A 25564-nucleotide genomic window follows, 5' to 3' on the forward strand; every position below is an offset into this window, starting at 1 on the left:
TTTAGGGAATTCTGACGCGAATTTTTTCTCTACTTCCGCATCACGTGGACGATAATAGTTTTCTGCCGCGATGGTCTGGCCTTCCGGTGAATACAGGTATTTCAGGTAAGCATCCGCCACGGTGCGTGTATCACGCTTATCTACCACTTTATCCACCACAGAAACCGTTGGCTCAGCCAGAATTGACTCGCTTGGTGTCACAATTTCAAACTTGTCTTTACCCACTTCTTTGGTGGCCAGCAGGGCTTCGTTTTCCCACGCAATCAGCACATCGCCGATACCACGCTCAACGAAGGTGTTAGTCGCGCCACGCGCACCGGAATCCAGCACTTCGACGTTTTTGTATAACGCTTTCACAAAGTCCTGCGCTTTGGCTTTGTCATTATTGTTGTGATGCAGTGCGTAACCCCAAGCAGCCAGATAGTTCCAGCGCGCGCCGCCTGATGTTTTAGGGTTCGGCGTAATCACGGATACCCCAGGTTTGATCAAATCATTCCAGTCATGAATTTGTTTCGGGTTGCCTTTACGTACCAGGAACACGATGGTCGAGGTGTATGGCGCAGAGTTGTCCGGCAGACGGGTGATCCAGTTTTTATCGATACGGCCACGTTCTGCAATAGCATCTACGTCATAAGCCAGCGCCAGCGTCACCACGTCGGCTTCAATACCATTGATAACAGACGTTGCCTGCTTGCCTGAACCGCCGTGCGACTGACGTACAGTCACAGTATCGCCGGTTTTGCCTTGCCAGTATTTGCTGAAGGCTTTGTTGTATTGTTCATAGAATTCGCGGGTTGGATCGTACGACACGTTCAGAATCTGAATGTCTTTGGCAATCGCCCCTGTTGCTACCAGCAGTAATGCCAGGCCTGCACCCCATTTACGCATCGCACTCTCTCCCGAAGATAGTTTCTATGGATTTCATTTGTTTGATCTGATGAAGAGAGCGTGCCAGAGAAAAAGAAAACGAATAAAGAATAAAAGGTTTTCTACTATTACTTTATGGAATAACCAAAAAAAAGACTAAAAAAAACCTCCGGTTAAGGAGGCTCTTTGACTCGGGCAATTTGCTGTTTTAGAACAGTTTTTTAGCAGTATTGTACCAGTCTTCTTTAAATTTGCTTTTCTTGTTCTCTGGCGCGATACACACGGAGATTAATTCATGCACCATTTTTTCGTTTTCAACACCGACGCAGAAACCGCCCTGAGAATAATCACGACCTTCCTCAAGGAGCAGGTCGACCGCATAAGCACCCATGCGGGAAGCTAAGATACGGTCGTAAGCGACTGGCGCCCCGCCACGCTGGATGTGACCCAATACGGTACCACGGGTTTCACGACAGGTTTCTTTCTCGATGTATTTAGCCAACTCATCAATATCATCTAACTTTTCAGTGATGGCGACGATAGCGTGCTTTTTACCTTTCGCGATACCGGCTTTGATTTCAGCAACCAGATCATCACGTTTAAATTCGACTTCAGGGATAGCGATAAATTCGCAACCACCGGCGATGGCAGCAGCCAGAGTCAGGTCACCGCAATAACGGCCCATGACTTCAACGATAGAGATGCGCTGGTGTGATGAAGAAGTGTCACGCAGACGGTCAATGGCTTCAACCACGGTGCCCAGTGCAGTGAAGAAACCGATGGTGTAGTCGGTACCGGCCACGTCGTTATCAATAGTGCCCGGCAGGCCGATACAGCGAATGCCGCCTTCTTTGGTCAGCAGGTCCGCGCCGGCGTAGGAGCCGTCACCACCAATCACCACCAGACCATCAATGCCGCGATCTTTCATATTCTGCAAAGCAATTTTACGCATGCCCGGATCGCGGAATTCAGGGAAACGTGCTGAACCCAGGAAAGTACCGCCGCGGTTGATCATGTCTGACACGCTGTAGCGGTCCAGTTTTCTCATGCGGTTTTCATACATGCCGAGGTAGCCATCTTCGATACCGTAAACTTCCAAATCTGCTGATAAAGCCGCACGCACAACGCCACGGATCGCAGCATTCATGCCTGGGGCATCGCCACCGCTTGTCAGTACACCAATTTTTTTGATCATGACTACCTCTGAACTTGTAGATGCAATTTCTTAAGAATCTTGAGCCTGCCTGTTGGGCGGAATTACTTGTGCTGCCAAAGGGCTTATTAGCGTTTGAGCCTATAGTATAACAAAACAGCGGAGCTGAATTGATTCAAGTCAGCAAGAACACGCATACAACGCTCTGTACTTCGCAATTTACTGATTCATACGGCTTTTACAAGATATTTCCGGTTAGTTACCGGCAGATTTCTATCTTGTTAATTGCCTGTTTTATGAAAGTTGGCAAATCGAGGGCAAAAAAAACCCCACCTTTCGGCGGGGGAAGACAGGGATGGTGTCTATGGCAAGGAAAAACAGGGATCTTACTCGGTCTTGCTGGTACTACTCGTCTTCTGGGCAGAAGGGGTTTGTAAGCCAGATAACTGCTGTTGCATCTGTTCAATGCGCTGCTCGTGTTTCTGGTTCAGTACGTTCTTTTGCTCAGGCGTCAGCAGATTAAACATCTGGTTGCGGATGCGGGCCATTTCGACCTGGCGATCCACCTGTTCCTGAGCCATTAATTCGGCTTGTGCACGCACAGCTTTCTGGTCAAATTTTTCAGCAGTAACCAGTCGGTGCATCGTTTCTAACTGTTCTACATTTATATCAGGCAAATCTTTTCGCGCCTGATGCATAAGGTCACGCATTTGCTGACGTTGTTGCTCCGTCAGATTTACACCATCAAACATGGTGTTGCGTTCCTGAGGCTTATCCAACATCGTGCTATTATGTTCTGCTGGCATCGCCGACATCGGTTTTGCACCCTCTGCTAAAGCGACACCTGAACTCAGTGTCAGTAGCGTGGCCAAACCTAGTGAAGCTGCCTTAAACATCACACACTCCTAAAAGTCTTTATCGCTCATCGCGAATCATTGAAAAGCAGTCTAAACCTGCTGCTGCAAACAAGCGTCAGTGCTTGTAAAAGTACGTAAAGTCATGGAATAGCGGCAATTGATGACGTATTTTGCGTCTAGAGGTAAATACAATGAATAAAATTTTGTTAGTTGATGATGACCGTGAACTGACTTCACTTTTGAAAGAATTGCTCGAAATGGAAGGCTTTAATGTTGTGGTTGCTTACGACGGTGAGCAGGCATTAGAGAAAGTTGATAACACTATCGATCTGCTGTTGCTTGACGTCATGATGCCGAAGAAAAACGGCATTGAAACCCTTAAAGAATTACGCCAGCGTCATCAGACGCCAGTGATTATGTTAACCGCGCGCGGCAGTGAGCTGGACCGCGTATTGGGGCTGGAACTTGGCGCCGATGATTACCTGCCAAAGCCGTTTAATGACCGTGAACTGGTCGCACGAATTCGTGCAATGCTGCGCCGTTCCAACTGGAGCGAACAACAGCAGACCACTGAAAATAATGGTTCCCCAACGCTGGAAGTCGACGGTTTGCAGCTGAACCCGGGGCGTCAGGAAGCCAGCTTTGACGGTGAAGCGCTGGATTTAACCGGTACTGAGTTTACCCTGTTGTATTTACTGGCAAAACATCTCGGCCAGGTTGTTTCCCGTGAACATCTGAGTCAGGAAGTACTGGGGAAACGTCTGACACCGTTTGACCGCGCCATTGATATGCATATTTCGAATTTACGCCGTAAATTGCCCGATCGTCAGGACGGACATCCGTGGTTTAAAACCCTTCGCGGACGCGGTTATCTGATGGTTTCTGCTTCATGATAAACAGCCTTACGGCACGTATTTTTGCCATTTTCTGGTTCACATTAGCACTGGTGCTAATGTTGGTATTGATGGTGCCGAAACTCGATTCACGCCAGATAACGCCGTTGCTCGATAATGAACAACGGCAAGGCCTGATGATTGAACAACACGTCGAAGCTGAGCTGGTGAACGATCCGGCAAATGATTTGATGTGGTGGCGCAGGCTGTTCCGCGCGATCGACAAATGGGCGCCGCCGGGCCAGCGCTTGCTACTGGTCACCAGCGAAGGCCGGGTGATTGGCGCGCAACGCAATGAAATGCAAATTGTGCGTAACTTTATCGGGCAGTCTGATAATTCAGACCGTCCGAAAAAGAAAAAATATGGCCGCGTTGAAATGGTTGGCCCGTTCTCGGTGCGTGACGGCGAAGATAACTATCAGCTCTATCTGATGCGTCCGGCCAGCAGCTCCCAGTCCGACTTCATTAACCTGATGTTTGACCGACCGTTGTTGCTGCTGATTGTCACGATGCTGATCAGCGCCCCGCTGCTGCTCTGGCTGGCGTGGAGCCTGGCGAAACCGGCGCGTAAGTTAAAAAATGCGGCGGACGACGTGGCCAGGGGAAACCTCAAACAGCATCCGGAGCTTGAAGCCGGACCGCAGGAATTTCTCGCCACAGGTGCCAGCTTCAATCAGATGGTGAGCGCTCTCGAACGCATGGTGACTGCACAGCAAAGGCTGATTTCGGACATCTCGCATGAGCTGCGCACGCCACTGACGCGCCTGCAACTGGCAACTGCGCTGATGCGTCGTCGTCACGGTGAAGGCAAAGAGCTGCAACGTATCGAAAACGAAGCGCAACGTCTTGATAGCATGATCAATGACTTACTGGTGTTATCACGCAGTCAGCATAAGAATGAGTTGTCGCGGGAAACACTGAAGGCCAATGAGTTATGGGCCGGTGTTATTGACGACGCGCAGTTTGAAGCCGAGCAAATGGGCAAAACGCTGGAAGTGACCTCACCTCCGGGTCCGTGGAAACTCATCGGTAATGCCGCCGCGCTCGACAGTGCGCTGGAGAACATCGTGCGTAACGCCCTGCGTTATTCGCATCACCACATTGCACTGAACTTCGCTCACGACAGCGACGGGATCACCATCACCGTGGACGACGACGGTCCTGGCGTCAGTGAAACCGATCGCGAACAGATTTTCCGCCCGTTCTATCGCACCGATGAAGCACGCGATCGTGAATCTGGCGGTACCGGCCTTGGGCTGGCTATCGTCGATACGGCGGTTCAGCAGCATCGCGGTAAGGTCAGAGCCGAAGATAGCCCGCTGGGCGGCCTCAGGCTGATTATCTGGCTGCCACTGCACCAGCGTTAAGTTTCTGCTATTCTGCGTCCCTCTATCAGGGGGACGCATGCTTAACATCGTTTTATTTGAACCAGAAATCCCGCCAAATACCGGCAACATCATCCGCCTGTGTGCCAACACCGGATGTCAGCTTCACCTTATCGAACCTTTAGGTTTCGGCTGGGACGATAAACGCCTGCGCCGCGCCGGGCTGGATTACCACGAATTCGCCAGCATCAAACATCATGCGAATTATGACGCCTTTCTCACCAGCGAAAATCCGCAGCGCCTGTTCGCGCTAACCACCAAAGGTACACCTGCGCACAGCGCGGTGAGCTATCAGGACAATGATTTTCTGGTGTTTGGTCCCGAGACGCGCGGTCTTCCGGCATACATCTTAGATAATCTGCCTGCCAGTCATAAAATCCGTATTCCGATGCTCGCGGAAAGTCGCAGCATGAATCTGTCGAATGCCGTGTCTGTGGTGGTGTATGAAGCGTGGCGCCAGCTGGGATATCCGGGGGCGTTGCTGAAGGAATGAATCTGAAGGGGATAAAATAAAACGATGGCATGCACAGGCATGCCATTTTTGTGTCAGATACCGTCGCCGAATTCAAAACCCTGCACGATACCGTTGAAGTGTTGATCCATATCCATCGAAGGACGCTCGCTCTCCGGTCTGCCGACAATACGCGCGGGCACACCTGCAGCCGTGGTATGGGCGGGCACTGACTGCAAGACCACAGACCCTGCTCCAATCTTAGCCCCCACGCCAACCTCAATATTCCCGAGAATCTTCGCGCCCGCACCAATCATGACACCTTCACGAATTTTCGGATGTCGGTCACCACATGTTTTACCGGTACCACCGAGCGTAACGGATTGCAGAATAGAGACGTCGTTTTCCACTACAGCCGTTTCGCCGATAACAATACCTGTGGCGTGGTCGAGCATAATGCCGCAACCAATACGCGCCGCAGGGTGGATATCCACGCCGAAGGAAACGGAAATCTGATTCTGGAAATAAATCGCCAGCGCTTTGCGGTCCTGCTTCCACAGCCAGTTGCCAATGCGATACGCCTGTAGCGCATGGAATCCTTTCAGATAAAGCAGCGGCGTGGAGTATTTATCGACGGCAGCATCGCGCTGATGCACCGCCAGAATATCGCGCGCGGCGGAGAGGATCATTTGTTCGTCGTTGCGATAGGCTTCTTCGACGACTTCACGGATCGCCATCGCAGGCATGATCGGGTTGCCCAGTTTGTTGGCCAGAATATAGCTCAACGCACTGCCCAGCGTTTCATGCTTAAGCAACGTCGCGTGGAAGAAGCTCGCCAGCATAGGTTCACACTCAGCCAGTGCTCGCGCCTCTGATTTAATGTTATTCCAGACCAGTTCTAATTCTTCTAACGACATCACTGTTCCTTACGACTTTGCAGGTTCGGATAATAAAAAGCCGCCCTGTGGGGATCTCCGACAAGGTGGCTATGCTACTTATCGCCGGTCAGTGGCTGTGTTTTTCGTCCTTGCTCGCACGGGCAAGTAAATTCGTGGCGGCTTCACGGGCATCTTTACCGCAGTATAGGACCTGGTAAATCTGTTCCGTAATAGGCATTTCAACGTTATGACGCTGCGCCAGTACCCGTACTTCTTTGGTGTTGCGATAGCCTTCAACAACCTGACCGATGGTGTTCTGCGCGGTCTGAACATCCATCCCCTGCCCCAGCATAATACCGAAGCGGCGGTTACGTGACTGGTTGTCTGTGCAGGTTAACACCAAATCACCCAGACCTGCCATGCCCATAAAGGTGGCAGGATCGGCACCCAGCGCGGTGCCGAGGCGGCTCATTTCTGCCAGACCACGGGTGATCAATGCCGTTCTGGCATTTGCACCAAAACCAATGCCGTCAGACATACCGGCACCGATGGCAATCACGTTTTTAATCGCACCGCCCAGCTGCACGCCGATGAAATCGGGGTTGCTGTAAACGCGGAAGCTTTTGCCACAGTGCAGCAGTTGCTGTAAATCGTCAGCAAAACTGGCATCCGTGGCCGCCAGAGAAATCGCCGTCGGCATTCCCGCCGCCAGCTCTTTGGCAAACGTCGGGCCAGAAACCACGGCTAACGGGATCGTATCGCCGAGTTCTTCACGCGCGACATCCTGCAACAGACGTCCGGTTTCTGCTTCCAGACCTTTGGTCGCCCATACCACACGCGCATCAGCACGCAGATGGGGTTTCAACTGACGCAACACGTCACCAAACACATGGCTCGGCACGACAACCAGCACATTGCGGCTGGCCGCTAACGCGACGGACAGGTCAGTTTCGAGCAACAGATTGTCGGGGAATGGCACATCAGGAAGGAATTCCTGATTACAACGGGCGCGTTGCAAGGCGTTGATGTGGTCGGGATTGTGTCCCCACAGCACAACGGGATGGCCATTTCTGGCAAGGGTAATTGCTAAAGCGGTGCCGTACGAGCCGGCACCGATTACAGTCATTGACGCATTGACGGTTTTCATCAGGCATCCTGATGTGGTTCAGCACCTTCGGTTTCAGCTTGCTGTTGCAGATAGTTCATGAACAGCGCGTCGAAGTTGACAGGTGCCAGATTCAGTTGCGGGAAGGTACCGCGGGAAACCAGGCTGGTGATGCACTCACGGGCATACGGGAACAGAATGTTCGGGCAGTATGCACCCAGGCAATGCGCCATCTGGTTGCCATCAATACCGGAGATGCTGAAGATACCACCTTGCTGAACTTCGCACAGGAACGCAGTTTCGTCGCCCAGTGAAGACGTTACCGTTACACGCAATACGACTTCGTACACGCCTTCAGCCAGCTGGCTGGATGCGGTATCAAGATCCAGTTTCACTTCTGGCTGCCATTCTTTCTGGAAAACCTGAGGTGCGTTTGGCGCTTCAAAAGAGATGTCTTTGGTGTAAATACGCTGGATCTCGAAAGACATCTCGGTGTTATTTTGTTCTGACATGTGAGTAGTACCCTTGAGTTAAAAGTCCTTTAAACACTTAATGAAAATACGCAGCCGCCCCGATTACCCCAGTAACGGGTCGAGACCACCGCGTGCATCAAGTGCATGTAAATCATCGCAACCGCCAACGTGCTGTCCATCGATAAAAATCTGAGGAACGGTTGAGCGACCGCTACGGGCGATCATCTTTTCACGTTTATCCGCATCGCCATCAATCGCGATTTCATCGAATGTAGCGCCTTTGCTGTTAAGCAGGGCTTTCGCACGATGGCAATAAGGACAGGTTGCCTTGGTGTAGATTTCAATTTTAGCCATGGGTTCCACCTCTAAGTCGTAGATTTTAATGCCGTTGCGATTGGGCTGAGATCTTATTTACCGCGCGCCAATGGCAGATTTTCACTGCTCCAGCCGCTGATGCCTTCTTTCAACGTGAAAACACGTTCAAAACCGGCTGCGATCAGGCCTTCTGCCGCTGTACGGGAAGTCTGGCCTGTTGCACATACCACAATAACCGGCTGCGCTTTATGTTTTGTCAGCTCACCCAGATTATTGCTTTTGATGTCTGTGGTCAGCACATTCAGGGACGTGGCGATGTGGCCTTTGCGGAACTCTTCACGCGTACGCACATCGACAACGACGGCATCTTCTTTGTTGATCAGGCGGGTTGCTTCACCACGGGTGATCTCTTTTACTTTAGAAAAACGTGTTTTAAAGGTGGTCACAATTACTGCAATCAGTAACGCAACCCACGCCAGGCTGAGAACCGGATGCGCACTGATGAATGGCATAATATCTTGCATGGGGTGTAGCAACTCCCGTCAGTTAGGGGAAAATTCAAGGCTTCAGAGTATACCTGCGCGTCGGAGCAAATACAGCCAGTAAGCACGGGCTAATGCCACAATCTGCGGCACATCCCGAAAAATTAACACGCCTTTATGATGAAAGTTAACCCTCACCTCACCCCATCTTTGATCTCTCACGGCTATTCGCCTCGCGCACTGGGGTAAAATCAGCCCGCCTGAATGCACATAGCCGCGCCTGTTTACGCCTGTTCAGCCGGCGAGGCTATTGAGCATTTCATCTTTCAAACTGAGGTCAATTGACATGTCGAGCAACAAAAAACCGATGGTTCTGGTGATTCTTGATGGTTACGGTCATCGTGAAGAACAACAAGACAACGCGATTCTGAATGCCAAAACACCGGTCATGGATAATCTTTGGGCGACCCAACCCCATACGCTGATCGCCGCATCCGGTCTGGACGTCGGCCTGCCTGACGGCCAGATGGGCAACTCCGAAGTCGGCCATGTCAATTTAGGTGCGGGTCGCATTGTGTATCAGGATTTGACCCGCCTCGATAAAGAGATCAAAGAAGGCGATTTCTTTAATAATAGCGTACTGACCGCCGCTGTTGATCGCGCCGTCAGTGCAGGCAAAGCAGTTCACATTATGGGGCTTCTCTCTGCGGGCGGCGTTCATAGCCACGAAGACCACATTATGGCCATGGTAGAACTGGCCCATCGTCGCGGCGCAAAAGCGATTTACCTGCATGCTTTCCTTGATGGCCGCGATACGCCACCGCGCAGCGCAGAATCTGCCTTAAAACGTTTCACTGAGAAATTCGCTGAGATCGGCACAGGCCGGATTGCATCAATCGTTGGCCGTTACTACGCCATGGACCGCGATAATCGTTGGGATCGCGTACAACTTTCCTATGACCTGATGGCTGAGGCAAAAGGCGCGTTCACGGCCGATAACGCACTGGCAGGTCTGCAAGCTGCGTATGCCCGTGATGAAAATGATGAATTTGTGAAACCAACCGTATTGCAGGCTGCCGGGGAAGAAACCGCTGCGATCAACGATGGCGACGCGATGATCTTTATGAACTTCCGCGCCGACCGCGCACGCGAAATCACCCGCGCGTTCATCAGCCCGGACTTCGACGGCTTTACGCGTGAAAAAGTGATTAACTTCGGCGATTTCGTCATGCTGACCGAATATGCTGCCGACATCGACGCAGCCTGCGCGTATCCTCCTGCATCCCTGAAAAATACCTTGGGTGAATGGCTGATGGCACACGACAAAACGCAGTTGCGCATCTCCGAAACTGAAAAATACGCACACGTGACCTTCTTCTTTAACGGCGGTATGGAAGATGCGTTTACCGGTGAAGACCGTATCCTGGTGAAATCGCCGAACGTGGCAACTTATGATCTGCAACCGGAAATGAGCTCCGCAGAGCTCACTGACAAACTGCTGGGCGCCATTGCCAGCGGCAAATACGACGCCATTATTTGTAACTATCCGAATGGCGACATGGTCGGCCACACGGGTGTGTATGAAGCAGCCGTCAATGCGGTGGAAACGCTGGATAACTGTGTTGCACAAGTGGTCGACGCCGTGAAAGCCGTTGGCGGCCAGTTGCTGATCACCGCTGACCACGGTAACGCAGAGCAGATGCGTGATCCGGCCACCGGTCAGGCACACACCGCCCACACCAGCCTGCCAGTCCCGCTGATTTATGTCGGTGGCAACGCCGAGGCCGTGGAAGGCGGTAAACTGTCGGATATCGCACCTACTATGCTCTCGCTGATGGGAATGGAAATTCCGCCAGAAATGAGTGGCAAACCGCTGTTTATCGCACGCTAATTTCCTTAAACCCCCTGAAATACAGGCGTATCTGCTCGGGCAGGTACGCCTTTTTTGTTTGTGCATCAGCCGGTTGATTAGTGTTACGATACGGCCAGGGACAGCCATATTGTCTATCATCCACGGTCGACAAGCGGAAAAAAGTTTGAGCAAATTCATTCATTTCAGCCTGATGAGAAACCGCCTTTCCGCTTCGGACAAGGTCGTATCCGCCTTCCCATCTTCAGCCTTATTGCTTTGCGCCTCTTTACTGACGCTCTCTCTTACTGCCCATGCTGATGACAATAAAGATCAGCTCAAAACCATTCAGCAAAACATCGCAGAAAAAGAGAAAAGCGTTAAACAGCAGAAACAACAACGCGGCACGCTGTTGCAACAATTGCAGGCGCAGGAAAAAACCATTGCTTCGGCCAGTTCCCAGCTTCGCAGCACACAATCGACGCTGAGTACCCTTGGGAAAGATATCTCCGGGCTGACGCTGTCTATCGACAAATTGCAGAAACAGCAAAAAACGCAGGAAACCATTCTCGCCAAACAGCTCGATTCCGCATTCCGCATCGGTCAGCACAAAGGCCTGCAACTCCTTCTCAGTAGTGAAGAGAGCGAGCGCAGCGAGCGGATCCTGGCCTATTTCGGTTATCTGAATGAAGCCCGCCAGAAGACCATCGAAGAACTCAAACAAACGCGCACCACGCTCGGCGAACAGCGGGTTTCGTTAGAGTCCAAACAAACCCAGCAGAAAAGCCTGCTAGGCGAGCAGCAGACTCAGCAGCAAAAGCTTGAGCAAGCTCGCGCAGCGCGCAAACAAACGCTGACAGCGCTCGAGTCTTCTTTGCAAAAAGATGAGCAAAGCCTGACCGAACTGCGTGCCAACGAATCGAGCCTGCAAAACAAAATTGCGGCCGCTGAGCGTGCCGCAAAAGCCCGTGCTGAGAAAGAAGCGCGCGAAGCCGCCGCCGTGCGGGCGAAAGAGCAGCAAGCGAAGAAAAAAGGCTCCACCTACAAACCGACGCAAAGCGAGCAATCGCTGATGGCGCGCACCGGCGGGCTGGGAAGGCCATCCGGACAGAATATGTGGCCGGTTACCGGTTCGTTGATACACCGTTTCGGCGAACAGTTGCAGGGTGAACTACGCTGGAAAGGAATTGTAATTTCGGCACGTGAAGGCAGTGATGTGCGTGCAATTGCAGAAGGCCGCGTCATTCTGGCGGACTGGTTACAAGGCTACGGGCTGGTTGTGGTGATCGACCACGGCAGGGGTGACATGAGCCTTTACGGATATAACCAGGATGCGCTGGTCAGCGTGGGCGATCAGGTGAAAACCGGTCAGGCCATTGCCAAAGTAGGGAACAGCGGCGGACAAGGCCAGCCATCGCTGTATTTTGAAATTCGTCGTCAGGGCCAGGCCGTTAACCCACAGCCGTGGTTGGGAAGATAGCATTGCAATATAAAAAGTCCGTTTTAGCTGCCCTTTGTGGTACTGCGTTATTCGTTTGTCAGGTTCAGGCAGCGAAATTATCCATTCTGATTGATGACTTTGGTTATCGCCAGCATGAGGAAAACCAGGTACTTCAGATGCCAAAAGCGGTATCCGTGGCGATTTTCCCCAATGCACCCGATTCGCAGATGATGATGAACAAGGCCCACCAGCAGGGGCGTGAAATTCTGATCCATCTGCCGATGGCGCCGTTGAGCAAACAACCGCTGGAGAAAAATACGCTGACTCCAGGCATGAGCGCCGGGGAAGTGAAACGGATAGTCGATCAGGCGATCGCCAACATTCCCTACGCGATTGGCATCAACAACCACATGGGCAGCGCCATGACCTCTAGCCTGACCGGTATGGAAAACGTCATGCAGGCCATGAACGCTCACAATCTGTTCTTCCTCGACAGCATGACTATCGGCAATACCAAGTCGGTCCAGGCCGCTGAGGGAACCCGTGTGAAAGTCATTAAGCGCAACGTCTTTTTAGATGATGTACAAAATGAGGCTGAAATTCGTCGTCAGTTTGAGCGCGCCATTCAACTGGCACGCAAAAACGGCTATGCGATCGCCATAGGCCATCCGCATCCCACGACGGTGAAAGTACTGCAACAAATGCTGCCGAATTTGCCTTCCGATATCGTGCTGGTGCGGCCAAGCGATCTGCTCAATGAACCAATACGCAGTTCAGCCTCTGCGGGTAAACCGCCGAAGATCACACCGGCCAAATCAGCTGCTAAAGGCATCAGCGTTTGTCGCGTGAAACATCCTGTTGCTCAGATTTATGCGGATAGCATGTTTAAAGTCATCGGTGAAAGTCTGGCGACGACGCCGGCCGTCCTGTTCATCGAGCGCCAGTATCATGCGTTGACAACGTTCCCACACATGCAGGGAGCCGCGCCGGTTGAACCGGCAACAGAGATAAACCCTGGCCCAAAAAATAAATGAGAATTCAACCTATTGATAAACATGATTTTAGCACCCAAAACCAAATAGGTAGAGCTTAAAGAATTTGCCCCCTATAATGGGCGCTGCATGTTTTTGGATTCAGACTGCGCAGGGGCGCTCACAAATGGGACAAGATCGATCTAAAATTCTGCTGCTCGACAGCGGCAAAGAATGGGGAGGTGGCACTAACAGTATGTTAGAGCTGCTGAAAAGAATCGATCGGGAAAAATTTGAAATTAGCTGCTGCTTTTACAATGATTATTCGCGGGATAACGGGGAAACCATCAGCCAGATATTGAACTCGCTGAACATTCCCGTCTTCTTTATCCCGCAGGTTAAACAACCTGCCTGGGCAAAAATCACTAAAGAAGTGCTGCGTACCCTGTTTTTCTTCAGTAGTCATCTGCGTCAGAAAGCCATTTACTCCGTTGATAAAGTCTGGCGAATCAACCCCAACATTCGCAAGATCCACTCCCTGCTTGAGCTCGGCCAGTTCGACATTCTGTATATGAATAATCAGCCCAGCTCTAACGTTGAAGGGTATTATTCCACCGCAGGTTTACCGACGGCTATTGTGCAGCATTGTCGCATTGAGCCGGTGCTGAACCGCGATGTCGTGCGCATTGTGAATAAGTTCTGCCACAGCATTATTTCTGTTTCTCAGGGCGTGCAGGAACAGTTGCTAAAGCGCGGAGTGCGCAGTGAATTATGTTTTACCGTTTTCAACGGTATTGATATCAATCAACCCTTGCCCGATGGCGCCAATATCCGTAAGGAATTGGGCGCGACCGATGAGACTTTCATCTTTGGCAGCATCGGCTCGCTGATCAACCGTAAAGCACATCATTTCACCTTGCTGGCACTGGATAAATTTAACCGGGCTTTCCCGGAAGCAAAATGGATGATGGTATTTGTCGGCGAAGGGCCAAATTTACGTCGCCTTATCCAGCAGGCTGCAAGCCTTAACATGATGGATAAAGTGGTCTTTACCGGTTTTCAAAGCAACGCGCTGGAGTATCTGTCCGCGTTCGATGCCTTTATTTTAGGGTCGAAAAGCGAAGGACTGCCGCGTGTTGTTTTAGAATCGATGCTGCTGGAAACGCCGGTCATTGGCTCCAACGTAACCGGTACCGCTGAACTGGTAAAGAACGCTGAAACAGGCATGTTATTTGAGTACGGCGACGTTGAAATGCTCTTTAACCATATGAAAACACTGTATCTCAACGAGCATCTTCGTAACGAGATAGCACAGCAGGCGAACGCCAATGTTCGCGATAAATTTGCCATTGAGAAATATGTCTCTGGCGTTGAAACCGTTTTAAGCAGTGTCAAAAAGAAACAAGGCTGAACATGTTCAAATTCCTGAATTCAAAATATCGTCACATTCTTTCGCGCCACAATCTGCCTTATTCGCAGACAGTGACAGCAGGCTTGCCTGAGAACAGCGTGACGTCCGTGGTAATCCCTTCCGCGGGCGCTGACTATATTGAAGAAGCCTGTTTGTGCGCAGAATTTGCTGACAAATTTGCCACCCAGCTGCAGGAAATTGTTATCGTGACCGATCAGGACGCCAGCCAGTTCAGGTCGCTGCCGGAAAAAGTCCGCATTGTGACGCTGAACCCGGAGACAAAGTCTGGCGATTATCGCTATAAGCAAATTTATCTCAGCCGTTTGATCAAACTAATGGCTCCTTTGCAGGCCAGAACCGACGGTATTTTGATGATCGATTCTGATTTGAACTTGCTGAAGATGCCTGAAATTCAGCTGCATGAAAATCACATTTACTCGAGCTTCCGTCAGGGAAAAATGATCGCAAAACTCGACGGATGCGATCCGGCGATCATTCCGGCTTATTACAAAGACAGCGTGCGGCCTTACATCGTTGATCACGTCAACGGCGCATTCTTAGCCGCAACGCGTAAAACCTGGGAACGTTTGTGTCCGCTGTGGATTATGTTCTTCCGCGACACCTGGAATATTCTGCCTGACAATCAGCCGCCAACGGATCAATTACCGCTTGCCGCGATGCTCGATACGCTGGACATTAAAAGCGTCAATTTAGGCGACTGGATGAACTGGCCGGTGTCGAAGAAAATTGGTGGCACGCCGTCAATTATCCCCAAAGAAGTGATTGGCGCACACGGTGGTTTCCCGCTGACTGAATGGCAAAAGTATCTGGCCTCGCCGGATAACGAGTTATTGTTCAAGGGGCAGGATTACACGCGCAAAGTCCGTTATCTGACGGATGCTGAAAAGCAAACGGCGGATCCGGCAGTTTAAATTTTTTGGCAACCATGAACAGAAGGCCCGCTGATTTAGCGGGCCTTTGTCATTTCAGAGAATGTTACCAGTCCAGGATCACTTTTCCGGAATGGCCAGAACGCATGGCGTCGAAGCCTTTCTGGAAGTCATCAATCGGGAAATGATGAGTAATCAGTGGCGTGAGGTCTAATCCCGACTGGATCAGCGCCGCCATTTTGTACCAGGTTTCAAACATTTCACGGCCATAAATCCCTTTGATAAACAGCCCTTTGAAGATCACCTGATTCCAGTCGATCGCCATTTCAGCCGAAGGAATACCCAGCATCGCAATACGGCCACCGTGGTTCATCGCACTGAGCATGCTGCGAAAGGCGGCGGGAGCGCCTGACATTTCCAGGCCGACATCAAACCCTTCGGTCATGCCCAGCTCTTCCATCACCTCAGGCAGGCTCTGCTGGCTCACATTGACCGCCCGCGTAACGCCCATTTTGCGCGCCAGTTCCAGCCGGTATTCGTTCATGTCAGTAATGACCACGTGACGCGCGCCGACGTGTTTGCAAATGGCCGCGGCCATGATGCCGATCGGCCCGGCGCCGCTGATCAACACATCCTCGCCAACCAGATCAAACGACAGCGCGGTGTGCACCGCATTGCCGAGCGGGTCGAAAATCGCGGCCAGATCATCTGAAATGTTGTCAGGTATTTTAAAAGCATTGAACGCCGGCAAAACGAGATATTCCGCAAATGCGCCCGGACGGTTAACGCCCACACCCTGCGCATTACGGCAAAGATGCGTGCGACCCCCGCGACAGTTACGGCAATGCCCGCAGGTGATGTGCCCCTCGCCGGAAACACGGTCACCCAGACTGAAGCCTTTAACTTCCTGCCCGATTCCGACCACTTCGCCGACATACTCATGCCCGACCACCATCGGCACCGGAATAGTTTTTTGTGACCATGCGTCCCAATTATAAATATGCACATCAGTGCCGCAGATCGCCGTTTTGCGGATTTTGATCAGCAAATCGTTGTGCCCTAACTCCGGCACCGGCGCATCGGTCATCCAGATACCTTCTTCACGTTTTAGTTTTGCTAACGCTTTCATGGACACTCCTCAGGCGATCACGCCAAGTTTTTTGCCGATACGGGTGAAGGCGTCAACGGCTTGTTCGATCTGTTCCGTGGTATGCGCCGCGGACATTTGGGTACGAATCCGCGCCTGTCCCTGTGGCACCACCGGATAAAAGAAACCGGTAACGTAAATGCCTTCCTGTTGCAACTGAGCGGCGAAATCCTGCGCCAGACGCGCTTCGCCGAGCATGACCGGGATAATGGCGTGATCGGCACCGGCCAGCGTAAAGCCAGCAGTGGTCATTTTTTCGCGAAACAGTTTGGAATTGGAGAGAAGCTTCTCACGCAATTCGCTGCCTTTTTCGAGCATCGACAAAACTTCAAGAGACGCAGCAACAATCGACGGCGCCAGAGAGTTCGAGAAGAGATAGGGACGCGAGCGCTGACGCAGCCAGTCGATCACTTCCTGACGCGCCGCCGTGTATCCGCCAGATGCGCCACCCAGCGCTTTGCCGAGCGTGCCGGTGATAATGTCCACGCGGCCCATGACGTCACAATATTCGTGTGTTCCCCGACCCTCGGCGCCGACAAAGCCGACGGCATGGGAATCATCGACCATCACCAGCGCATCGAAACGCTCGGCCAGATCGCATACGCCCTTGAGGTTGGCAATTACGCCGTCCATGGAAAAGACACCGTCGGTCGCAACCAGAATGTGCCGCGCACCCTCATCTTTCGCCTGCTGTAAACGCGCTTCCAGCTCCGCCATATTGTTGTTGGCATACCGATAGCGTTTGGCTTTGCACAGACGCACACCGTCAATTATCGACGCATGATTAAGCGCATCGGAGATAATCGCATCTTCTTCACCTAACAGCGTTTCAAATAAACCGCCGTTAGCGTCGAAACAGGAGGAATACAGAATGGCATCGTCCATACCGAGAAAATCCGCCAGACGATGTTCGAGTTGTTTATGCGTATCTTGTGTGCCGCAGATAAAACGCACCGAGGCCATGCCAAAACCGTGGCTGTCGAGCCCGGCTTTCGCAGCCTGGATTAATGCGGGATGGTTCGCAAGCCCGAGATAGTTATTCGCGCAAAAATTAATGACCGGCTTACCACCGGCAACCGAAACCTCTGGCTGCTGCGGCGTGGTGAGAATGCGTTCTTCCTTAAACAATCCATCAACCCGCGCCTGATCGAGCTGGTCTTCCAATTGGCGATAAAACGAAACAGACATACAGTATTCTCCTGAAATGACTCATTCACGGAATACATTACTAATCTGTATATGAAATAACGATGAAAACGCTCACAATATCTTCATTTTGCAGCATAGTTCACGCCTTACGCCCTGAAACATAAGAATGCGTGTTATCGGACACCTTCCCAATGTGAGCTTCATAATGAAGTGTTATGATATTGCCAACTGTATAAATCACGCATGGTGCGTGATTTTAAAATGATTAAAGGTGAGTCCCATGATAATCGTCACTGGCGGCGCTGGTTTTATCGGCAGCAATATTATTAAATCGCTCAATGATATGGGATATCGCGATATTTTAGTGGTCGATAACCTGAAAGACGGCACCAAATTCGTCAATCTGGTCGATCTGGATATTGCGGATTACTGCGATAAAGAAGACTTCATCGCCAGCATCGTTGCCGGCGATGATCTGGGTGATATCGACGCAATCTTCCATGAAGGCGCGTGCTCGTCCACTACGGAGTGGGACGGCAAATACATGATGGATAACAACTATCAGTATTCGAAAGATATCCTGCATTTCTGTCTCGATCGTAGCATTCCTTTCCTGTACGCCTCTTCCGCTGCGACCTACGGCAGCCAGAGCACCAGCTTTGTTGAAGAACGTCAGTACGAGCAACCGCTGAACGTGTACGGTTACTCTAAGTTCCTGTTTGACCAGTATGTTCGTGAAATTTTGCCGCACGCTGAATCTCAGATCTGCGGTTTCCGCTACTTCAACGTTTATGGCCCACGTGAAGGTCATAAAGGCAGCATGGCCAGCGTTGCATTCCATCTGAATAACCAAATCAACGCCGGTGAGAATCCTAAATTGTTCTCTGGCAGCGAAGGGTTTAAACGTGATTTCATCTATGTAGGTGATGTGGCGGCGGTAAACCTGTGGTTCTGGCAGAACGGCGTTTCCGGTATTTTCAACTGCGGCACCGGCCGTTCAGAATCTTTCCAGGCTGTAGCGGATGCCGTCGTGGCCTATCACAAATCGGGCGATATCGAATACATTCCCTTCCCGGAAAAACTGAAAGGTCGTTACCAGTCTTTCACGCAGGCTGATATGACGGCTCTGCGTAAAGCGGGTTATGACAAGCCGTTCAAAACGGTTGCCGAAGGTGTGACGGAATACATGAGCTGGCTCAACCGCACAGTCTAAGAACCGCACATTGAGGAATGGATTAACGGTATGAAAATACTGGTAATTGGGCCGTCATGGGTCGGTGACATGATGATGTCACAAAGTCTTTACCGCACCCTGAAAGTGGCGCACCCGGACGCACAAATTGACGTGATGGCACCCGCATGGTGCCGTCCGCTGCTCGACAGAATGCCTGAAGTGAATCAGGCGCTGGCGATGCCGCTGGGTCATGGCGCACTGGAATTGGGTGAGCGCCGCCGTCTGGGCATTTCTCTGCGCAACGAACGTTATCAGCGCGCCTACGTGTTGCCCAACTCGTTCAAATCCGCGCTGGTGCCCTTCTTTGCGCGCATTCCTGTGCGCACCGGTTGGCGCGGCGAAATGCGCTACGGCCTGCTTAACGATATACGCGTGTTGGATAAGGCCGCTTTCCCCCTGATGGTTCAGCGCTACGCCGCGCTGGGATACGATGCTGCGCAAATCCGCACAGCCGCAGATCTGCCGCAGCCAATTCTGTGGCCGAAATTGCAGGTCTCTGAAGCAGAAGTCATTGCCGTTAAAAGGGCATTTTCTGTCAATAATGACCGGCCTTTAATTGGTTTTTGCCCCGGCGCAGAATTTGGCCCGGCAAAGCGTTGGCCGCATTTTCATTACGCAGCGTTAGCAGAAAAACTGATTGCCGAAGGCCAACAGGTGGTTTTGTTTGGCTCCGCCAAAGACCATGCCGCAGGCGAGCAAATTCGCCTTGCGCTGACTGAAAACGCACAGCCTTTCTGTCTTAATCTGGCCGGAAAAACCTCGCTGGATCAGGCGGTAGTGATGATTGCTGCCTGCAACGCCGTTGTCAGTAATGACTCAGGCCTGATGCACGTCGCAGCTGCGCTGGATAAGCCCCTTGTTGCGCTCTACGGCCCAAGCAGTCCTGATTTCACACCACCGCTCAGCCATCAGGCAAAAGTTATCCGCCTGATCACCGGCTATCATAAAGTCCGCAAAGGTGATGCTGAAGAAGGTTATCATCAAAGCTTGATCGATATTCAGCCAGAGCAGGTGTATCAGGAACTAAACCTGTTACTGAGCACAAGGAAGGAGCAGTAATGCGGGTTCTCATCGTCAAAACATCGTCAATGGGTGACGTATTGCACACGCTTCCTGCACTGACAGATGCGTTACAGGCTATTCCGGGGATCCGCTTTGACTGGGTCGTCGAAGAAGGTTTTACACAGATCCCGGGCTGGCATCCGGCGGTCGATCGCGTGATTCCGGTCGCCATACGACGCTGGCGAAAAAACTGGTTCGGGTCTGAAACCCGTCAGCAACGCTGTGACTTCAAACGTGAAGTTCAGTCTCAGACTTATGATGCCGTCATCGACGCACAGGGTTTGATCAAAAGCGCAGCACTGATCACCCGCGTCGCTAAAGGTGAAAAACACGGGCAGGACTGCAAAAGTGCCCGCGAGCCCTTTGCCAGCTGGTTCTACAATCATCGTCATGAAATTGATAAGAAACAGCATGCGGTTGAGCGCACCAGAGAACTGTTTGCCAAAAGTCTGGGCTATGAGAAACCCTCCGCTCAGGGTGATTACGCTATCGCGGCACGCTTCCTGTCACACCTTCCCGCTGATGCAGGTCATTATCTGGTATTTCTCCACGCGACGACGCGTGCAGATAAACACTGGCCGGAAGCACACTGGCGGGAGTTAATCGGCATGCTCAGTGCGCAACAACTTCGCATTAAACTTCCCTGGGGCGCGGAGCACGAGTATCAGCGAGCGCTGCGTCTGGCGGAAGGCTTTCCGCACGTGGACGTTCTGCCAAAGTTAAGCCTGGAAAAAGTCGCCGAAGTACTGGCTGGCGCGAAAGCTGTCATCTCCGTCGATACCGGCTTAAGCCATCTGACTGCGGCACTGGATCGTCCTAATATCACGCTCTACGGACCCACAGATCCGGGATTAATTGGTGGTTACGGACAAAATCAGTTCATCCTGAAAGCTGAGAAAAACTCGCTGGAAAATCTGCCGGCTGAACGCGTATTTGAGCAGTTGAATACCGTGATGTCCGTCGAAAAGGAAACGAACTGACCATGAGCTACGTGATAATTTTTATCTTGCTGTGGCCGTTCAAAATGCTGATGAAACCTTTTCATCGACGTACCGGGCGCAATCTGGTGATCCAAACCGCTAAGATTGGGGATTTCGTTAATATTACGCCGCTCCTGAAGCATTTAAAGAAATCTGACGTACTGATCAGTAAAACGGTTTTGCCGCTGGCAGAACACGATGCAACGATTGATTCCATTTATCTGATTGAAGATTACAAAAAATCCTTACTCAGTAAGATTCGTCTCGCATTCCATTTACTCAATCGCTACGACAACGTGTATCTGCTTCAACCAAACAGCGTGAATGCTTTCTATGCCGCATTCTGTAATGCGGCGGGAAAAGCTTTTCTGATCGCATATACCCGCAAGTGGTACCACAGCATTTTTTATCAGACCGCAGATATTGTTCGCCTGCACAGAAAAACAGATTTCACTCTGGAAAGTTACCTGAAACTGGCCGACCCCGCGTTTACCGCCGATAGCTACAAAAAGCATGCTACCTGGCCATTGTGGGTTCCGGAACAAACGCTGCCAGCACTGGCAAAGAATCAGCAGATAAAAATCGGCATCAGTATTTCTGCAGGGAACAAAGCAAAAACCATTCCGACTGATGTATGGATAAAAATTCTCAATTGTCTGCACGGTTTACCTTGTCAGTTTTACGTTTTTGGCCCTGAGAATGAACAACCCTATCTCGACCAGCTCCTCGCAAAACTGACTGACAGTGAACACATTATCAGTCTGATTGGTCAGTTAAAATTACATGAAGTGCCTCATGCCATCTCGCAGATGGATGTGTATATCGCTTCTGACTCGGGTAATATTTATATCGCCGATGCCGTAGAAACGCCGGTGGTTTGCCTCGCAGGCCCTTGTGATTTGGCTGAACAACATCCGACGTTTGCGCCGTTAATTTTAACCCCGGAAGATCCAAAGCTCGCGCCGGAATCCTTTATTTTCTCAGCGCCTTATACGTTCAGACACAGCGCGGAAGAACTCTTTTCGCTCAGTGATGTACAGTTGAATCAGATACGTTCTTTTGTCATCAGCAAAACAGGTCAGGAACAGAACCATGCCTAATCAGGAATACCTGAGTTATCTTGAGCACAAAGAAGAGCTCGTTAACAATTTAGGGGTTTCAGAATTGCCGGTTGTCCATATCGCCTTCGGCATCAATAACGCGTATGCGCGCGGTATGGGCATCACTGTGTTTTCGATTCTGGAAAATAATCCTGACTTAGCTTTCCATATTCACGTGTTTGGCAGTCCGTTGGATGAAAAATCAAAATCCCGGCTTCTCGAACTGGCCATAGGTCATTCTTTAGCCATCACCTGTTATGTATTCAAAGAGTCTGCATTTGCTGATTTACCGTTAATAGGCCGCTATCCTCAGGCGATTTATTACCGCCTTTTTACACCTTATATTCTTGCTGATGTCACATCAAAATTCTTTTACCTGGATGCTGACACATTATGTTTGGGCAGTTATAAAGAACTTCACGAAAAGGATATCAGCCGTTACACACTGGCTGCGGTAAATGACACCGAGCGGGCGCGTAACAAACTGTGCCCCCACTTAGGCCTGACCAGCGGCAACTATTTTAACTCTGGTTTTTTGTATATCAATATTCCGGTATGGATTAATAAAAAAACGACAGAGAGAATTATTCAGACGTTGGCGATTCATGGAACAGAACTCAAGTTCCCGGATCAGGATGCGCTTAACATTGCTCTTGAGCATGAAGTTTTATTGCTACCTAAAAAATACAACCTTGTCTGCGACATTATCCTCAATAAAGTGGGGAAGAAAACACCCGTTCCGGAGGATACAATCCTGATTCATTACACAGGTAAATGTAAGCCGTGGCATCGTTGGGGAATGGGTGAATTAGCCAGTCTTTATGATCAGTACTATGAGAAATCACCATGGCGTAACGTTCCTCATGACATGCCGGTTTCTTACAAAGAGATGAAACGTTATGCGCAAGCACTCTGGCACGAACGTCAATATATGAACAGCTTACGCTGGATGGTTAAGTATATGAACAGTAAGGTTTTTAGGAATCACTCTTTATGATCAGGAACTCGCTGTCAGCAATTAATAAGATATCCATGGACGATAAACTGGCTGCAATTTTCTTCCTGTTTATATCGATATCCATTTCATTTTTTATGTACTCAGGTGAGGTTACACGTAACTTTTTCTACATCATCACCTATATCGCCATTATCTATTTCATCTTCATTACCTTAAAAAAAGAAAAGAAAATCCATTTTTACCTTTTCTCATGGATTGTTTTTGCATTGGGCCTCAGTAAATTACTTTGGGTAATGTTAACTACAAATGAACAGTATCCGTTAATTGCTTACCATTATCAGATCAGCGGTAAAAGGCTGATCCTGGCAGCCTTTGTCCTTTATGCGATAGAACATAATTTACACAAATGGAAATTATCCATTCTAACATTGCGTATTGGTGTCACAATCATGACGTTGCTTTTTATCGTTATTTCGGTTTCGCATATTATTTTTTATTTAAAAACCGGCGAAAGAATAAAAATCAACTCTGATGCCCCCACATCTGGGGCGTATACCTTCACTATTTTCTCACTTCTGCTGATGTATAGCCTGAAGTACTATGTGCTGAAACACTACAGACTCGCCTGTCTGATTGTCATGACAATGACTTTTGCTGTACTGGCGGCAACAGAAACCCGCTCAGCCATTATGCTGTTTGTACTATTTAGTGCTGGCAGCGTTATTCTCGATTTTGCCAAAAGCTCTCATACCTCGAAAATAATTTACGGCTTCGCTATTGGTGGTTTAATTCTGGCCGGAGCTATCTCTGGACACCCTTATTACAACAGGGTGTTAGACCGTATTGATAATCTCCAAACCGAAATTACCTCCTATAATCAGGGCGACCGCAATACATCTGTTGGTGCTCGTTTTTCAATGTGGCGTGCCGGAATAGACGTATTTAAACAACATCCGCTGGGTCAGTCAGCGGATAGCCGTAACGCTCTGGCAAGCACCTTCATCAATCAGCATGAAGGCGGTAATCCGGAAGCAATCCGTAACCTGCAATTCCATCTGCACAATGACATTATCGATACGCTCTCCTTGCAGGGGATTTTTGGCGGCATCATTATGCTGTTGTTCTTCGCGGTTTTATTGCTGTATCCCTTCAAACTGGTACCCAAAGGATACGAGTTCTTACTACTCTCGGTGCCGGTAATTTATTTCAGTCAAGGTGATACTCAGTTCTATAATCGTGAATCACCGTATTTTGTTGTGCTGGTGTTTGGTTACTTGCTGATGCTGAGAATGTGTCACCGCATTTCGTCAGAGAAAAAGTGATTTTTACGGGGAGTACGCCAAGCTGACTCCCCGTTTGCTTGTCATCCTTATCAGTGGAAATTGTGGATATGACCCCGACAACGATGCCTGAAGACATCAGGCTTAGCGCGATCATCCCCTTATACAACGCAGGGGAGATGTTCAGAAACTTTATGGATTCGTTGGTCGCGCAGACGCTGAGCAGCCTTGAAATCATCATTGTGAATGATGGTTCAACCGATAATTCCGAGCAGGTTGCACGAGAATATGCCGAAAAACATCAGCATATTACGGTCATCAGTCAGCCTAACGGTGGCGTTTCCCGTGCGCGCAATGCCGGTTTAAATATCGCCAAAGGGCGTTATGTCACCTTCCCCGATGCCGATGACATACTCAATCCGCAGATGTACCAGACGTTAATTGATCTGTGTGAACAGGATGATTTAGATGTCGCACAGTGCAACGGTGAGCGTTACTTCGTCGGATCGGAAAAAGTAAAACCGATTATTCCAGTTGACCGTTTAACATCCACGGCAGTGATGGATGGTCCCATCTGGCTTAAAACGGCTCTGGCAACCAACCGCTATCTGCACGTTGTCTGGCTCGGTGTTTATCGTCTTGCGCTTATTAAGAAGCACCAGCTCTATTTTGAACCCGGTTTACATCATCAGGATATTCCCTGGACGACCGAGGTCATGTTCAACGCTCAGCGCGTAAGATATACCCAAAAAATACTTTATCGTTATTACATCCATGGGCAGTCAATCAGTAACCAGAAACGTACAGGGATGAAAAATGTTGAGTATCAGAGGCACTACCTAAAGATTGCCAAAATGCTCGATGAGCTCAATCAGCGTTACAAAAGCAAAATCAAAATCTATTCTGAGTTTCCAAGACAGGTGACCCGCGAAGCATTGACCGTGTGTCACTCCGTCCGCCGGGAACCCGATCCTGCCGCGCAAAAGGCCATGATTGACGATATCTACTCCAGCGGCACACGCCAGATAATGATGCGTAATGCGCGTGGCCCTAAGCAGTGGTGGCAATTGTTGCTGTGGCTAAAACGCCTTCACACGCTGCGCAACAAACTCGCTTAAGATGTTTCAGAAAGAGATGATTCTTTTACGTCTGTAACTGCGTTATAACTCATTCACAAACGAAGTTATTTATCTTTCTATATCAGCCAGATAAATAACTTCACAGCATTCGATT

The 25564-nt window shown here is 50.2% G+C and carries 25 protein-coding genes; 15 read left to right on the plus strand and 10 right to left on the minus strand.

The window, feature by feature from the left end:
* From TU92_RS05560 to cpxP, 3 genes are all read right to left on the minus strand, one after another.
* On the minus strand, positions 1-888 hold an 888-nt coding region (locus TU92_RS05560), incomplete at its 3' end, for a sulfate ABC transporter substrate-binding protein (protein ID WP_112165110.1).
* Between the two features lie 187 nt (positions 889-1075).
* Positions 1076-2062, minus strand: coding sequence for a 6-phosphofructokinase (gene pfkA, locus TU92_RS05565; protein WP_112165112.1), 987 nt, complete (start codon positions 2060-2062; stop codon positions 1076-1078).
* Between the two features lie 344 nt (positions 2063-2406).
* Positions 2407-2916, minus strand: coding sequence for a cell-envelope stress modulator CpxP (gene cpxP, locus TU92_RS05570; protein WP_112165114.1), 510 nt, complete (start codon positions 2914-2916; stop codon positions 2407-2409).
* A 152-nt stretch (positions 2917-3068) separates the two neighbouring features.
* On the opposite strand from cpxP, the gene cpxR reads away from it, so the two are divergent.
* Genes cpxR through trmL form a run of 3 tightly spaced genes read left to right on the plus strand, consistent with a single transcriptional unit; the run spans position 3069 to position 5648 of the window.
* Positions 3069-3770 (plus strand): envelope stress response regulator transcription factor CpxR, encoded by a 702-nt coding sequence (cpxR, locus tag TU92_RS05575; protein WP_112165116.1) that lies wholly within the window; start codon positions 3069-3071, stop codon positions 3768-3770.
* Complete coding sequence (gene cpxA, locus TU92_RS05580; RefSeq protein WP_056774544.1) at positions 3767-5137, plus strand: envelope stress sensor histidine kinase CpxA; 1371 nt, start codon at positions 3767-3769, stop codon at positions 5135-5137. The genes cpxR and cpxA overlap by 4 nt, the downstream gene beginning before the upstream one ends.
* A gap of 37 nt (positions 5138-5174) precedes the next feature.
* Positions 5175-5648, plus strand: coding sequence for a tRNA (uridine(34)/cytosine(34)/5-carboxymethylaminomethyluridine(34)-2'-O)-methyltransferase TrmL (gene trmL / locus TU92_RS05585; protein ID WP_112165118.1), 474 nt, complete (start codon positions 5175-5177; stop codon positions 5646-5648).
* Positions 5649-5701: 53 nt separating this feature from the next.
* On the opposite strand, the gene cysE is transcribed toward trmL, so the two are convergent.
* The 5 genes from cysE to TU92_RS05610 form a co-directional block, all read right to left on the minus strand.
* Positions 5702-6523 (minus strand): serine O-acetyltransferase, encoded by an 822-nt coding sequence (gene cysE / locus TU92_RS05590; RefSeq protein ID WP_112165120.1) that lies wholly within the window; start codon positions 6521-6523, stop codon positions 5702-5704.
* Positions 6524-6611: 88 nt separating this feature from the next.
* Positions 6612-7631 (minus strand): NAD(P)H-dependent glycerol-3-phosphate dehydrogenase, encoded by a 1020-nt coding sequence (gpsA, locus tag TU92_RS05595; protein WP_112165123.1) that lies wholly within the window; start codon positions 7629-7631, stop codon positions 6612-6614.
* Positions 7631-8101 (minus strand): protein-export chaperone SecB, encoded by a 471-nt coding sequence (gene secB / locus TU92_RS05600; RefSeq protein WP_112165125.1) that lies wholly within the window; start codon positions 8099-8101, stop codon positions 7631-7633. Before secB ends, gpsA begins: the two co-directional genes overlap by 1 nt.
* Before the next feature lie 63 nt (positions 8102-8164).
* Entirely contained in the window at positions 8165-8416 is a 252-nt protein-coding gene (gene grxC / locus TU92_RS05605) for a glutaredoxin 3 (RefSeq protein ID WP_112165127.1), read from the minus strand.
* Positions 8417-8469: 53 nt separating this feature from the next.
* Positions 8470-8901: a rhodanese-like domain-containing protein gene (locus tag TU92_RS05610; RefSeq protein WP_112165129.1), complete on the minus strand. Its 432-nt coding sequence runs from the start codon at positions 8899-8901 to the stop codon at positions 8470-8472.
* Positions 8902-9205: 304 nt separating this feature from the next.
* Between TU92_RS05610 and gpmM the strand changes: the two genes are divergently transcribed.
* The 5 genes from gpmM to TU92_RS05635 all read left to right on the plus strand — a co-directional run bounded on the left by gpmM (position 9206) and on the right by TU92_RS05635 (position 15463).
* Positions 9206-10750, plus strand: a complete 1545-nt coding sequence (gene gpmM, locus TU92_RS05615) for a 2,3-bisphosphoglycerate-independent phosphoglycerate mutase (RefSeq protein ID WP_112165131.1) — start codon at positions 9206-9208, stop codon at positions 10748-10750.
* A 172-nt stretch (positions 10751-10922) separates the two neighbouring features.
* The gene (envC, locus tag TU92_RS05620) at positions 10923-12188 is read left to right on the plus strand and encodes a murein hydrolase activator EnvC (protein WP_244207827.1); all 1266 of its coding nucleotides are present in this window, start codon (positions 10923-10925) and stop codon (positions 12186-12188) included.
* Between the two features lie 2 nt (positions 12189-12190).
* Positions 12191-13183 carry a divergent polysaccharide deacetylase family protein gene (locus TU92_RS05625; RefSeq protein ID WP_112165133.1) on the plus strand — a complete coding sequence of 331 codons (993 nt, stop codon included), beginning with the start codon at positions 12191-12193 and terminating at the stop codon, positions 13181-13183.
* Positions 13184-13307: 124 nt separating this feature from the next.
* Complete coding sequence (locus tag TU92_RS05630; protein ID WP_112165135.1) at positions 13308-14531, plus strand: glycosyltransferase; 1224 nt, start codon at positions 13308-13310, stop codon at positions 14529-14531.
* 2 nt (positions 14532-14533) lie between these two features.
* Positions 14534-15463: a hypothetical protein gene (locus TU92_RS05635; protein WP_112165137.1), complete on the plus strand. Its 930-nt coding sequence runs from the start codon at positions 14534-14536 to the stop codon at positions 15461-15463.
* A 64-nt stretch (positions 15464-15527) separates the two neighbouring features.
* On the opposite strand, the gene tdh is transcribed toward TU92_RS05635, so the two are convergent.
* Positions 15528-16550, minus strand: coding sequence for an L-threonine 3-dehydrogenase (gene tdh, locus TU92_RS05640; RefSeq protein WP_112165139.1), 1023 nt, complete (start codon positions 16548-16550; stop codon positions 15528-15530).
* A gap of 9 nt (positions 16551-16559) precedes the next feature.
* Positions 16560-17756 carry a glycine C-acetyltransferase gene (locus TU92_RS05645; protein WP_112165141.1) on the minus strand — a complete coding sequence of 399 codons (1197 nt, stop codon included), beginning with the start codon at positions 17754-17756 and terminating at the stop codon, positions 16560-16562.
* A 241-nt stretch (positions 17757-17997) separates the two neighbouring features.
* Here TU92_RS05645 and rfaD point away from each other — a divergent pair, with 241 nt between their 5' ends.
* From rfaD to TU92_RS05680, 7 genes are all read left to right on the plus strand, one after another.
* Positions 17998-18930 (plus strand): ADP-glyceromanno-heptose 6-epimerase, encoded by a 933-nt coding sequence (gene rfaD / locus TU92_RS05650; protein WP_112165143.1) that lies wholly within the window; start codon positions 17998-18000, stop codon positions 18928-18930.
* 30 nt (positions 18931-18960) lie between these two features.
* Positions 18961-20010 carry an ADP-heptose--LPS heptosyltransferase RfaF gene (rfaF, locus tag TU92_RS05655; RefSeq protein WP_112165145.1) on the plus strand — a complete coding sequence of 350 codons (1050 nt, stop codon included), beginning with the start codon at positions 18961-18963 and terminating at the stop codon, positions 20008-20010.
* Positions 20010-20993 (plus strand): lipopolysaccharide heptosyltransferase RfaC, encoded by a 984-nt coding sequence (gene rfaC, locus TU92_RS05660; protein WP_112165146.1) that lies wholly within the window; start codon positions 20010-20012, stop codon positions 20991-20993. The genes rfaF and rfaC overlap by 1 nt, the downstream gene beginning before the upstream one ends.
* A 2-nt stretch (positions 20994-20995) precedes the next feature.
* Positions 20996-22093 carry a glycosyltransferase family 9 protein gene (locus TU92_RS05665; RefSeq protein WP_112165148.1) on the plus strand — a complete coding sequence of 366 codons (1098 nt, stop codon included), beginning with the start codon at positions 20996-20998 and terminating at the stop codon, positions 22091-22093.
* Positions 22086-23090 (plus strand): glycosyltransferase family 8 protein, encoded by a 1005-nt coding sequence (locus tag TU92_RS05670; RefSeq protein ID WP_112165151.1) that lies wholly within the window; start codon positions 22086-22088, stop codon positions 23088-23090. Before TU92_RS05665 ends, TU92_RS05670 begins: the two co-directional genes overlap by 8 nt.
* A gap of 35 nt (positions 23091-23125) precedes the next feature.
* A complete protein-coding gene (locus TU92_RS05675; RefSeq protein WP_244207826.1) occupies positions 23126-24373 on the plus strand; it encodes an O-antigen ligase family protein in 1248 nt (415 codons plus the stop codon).
* Positions 24374-24441: 68 nt separating this feature from the next.
* On the plus strand, positions 24442-25449 hold the full coding sequence (locus tag TU92_RS05680) for a glycosyltransferase (RefSeq protein WP_112165155.1): 1008 nt from the start codon (positions 24442-24444) through the stop codon (positions 25447-25449).
* Positions 25450-25564 lie beyond the last annotated feature (115 nt).

This window comes from Rahnella inusitata, assembly GCF_003263515.1.
GTDB lineage: Bacteria > Pseudomonadota > Gammaproteobacteria > Enterobacterales > Enterobacteriaceae > Rahnella > Rahnella inusitata.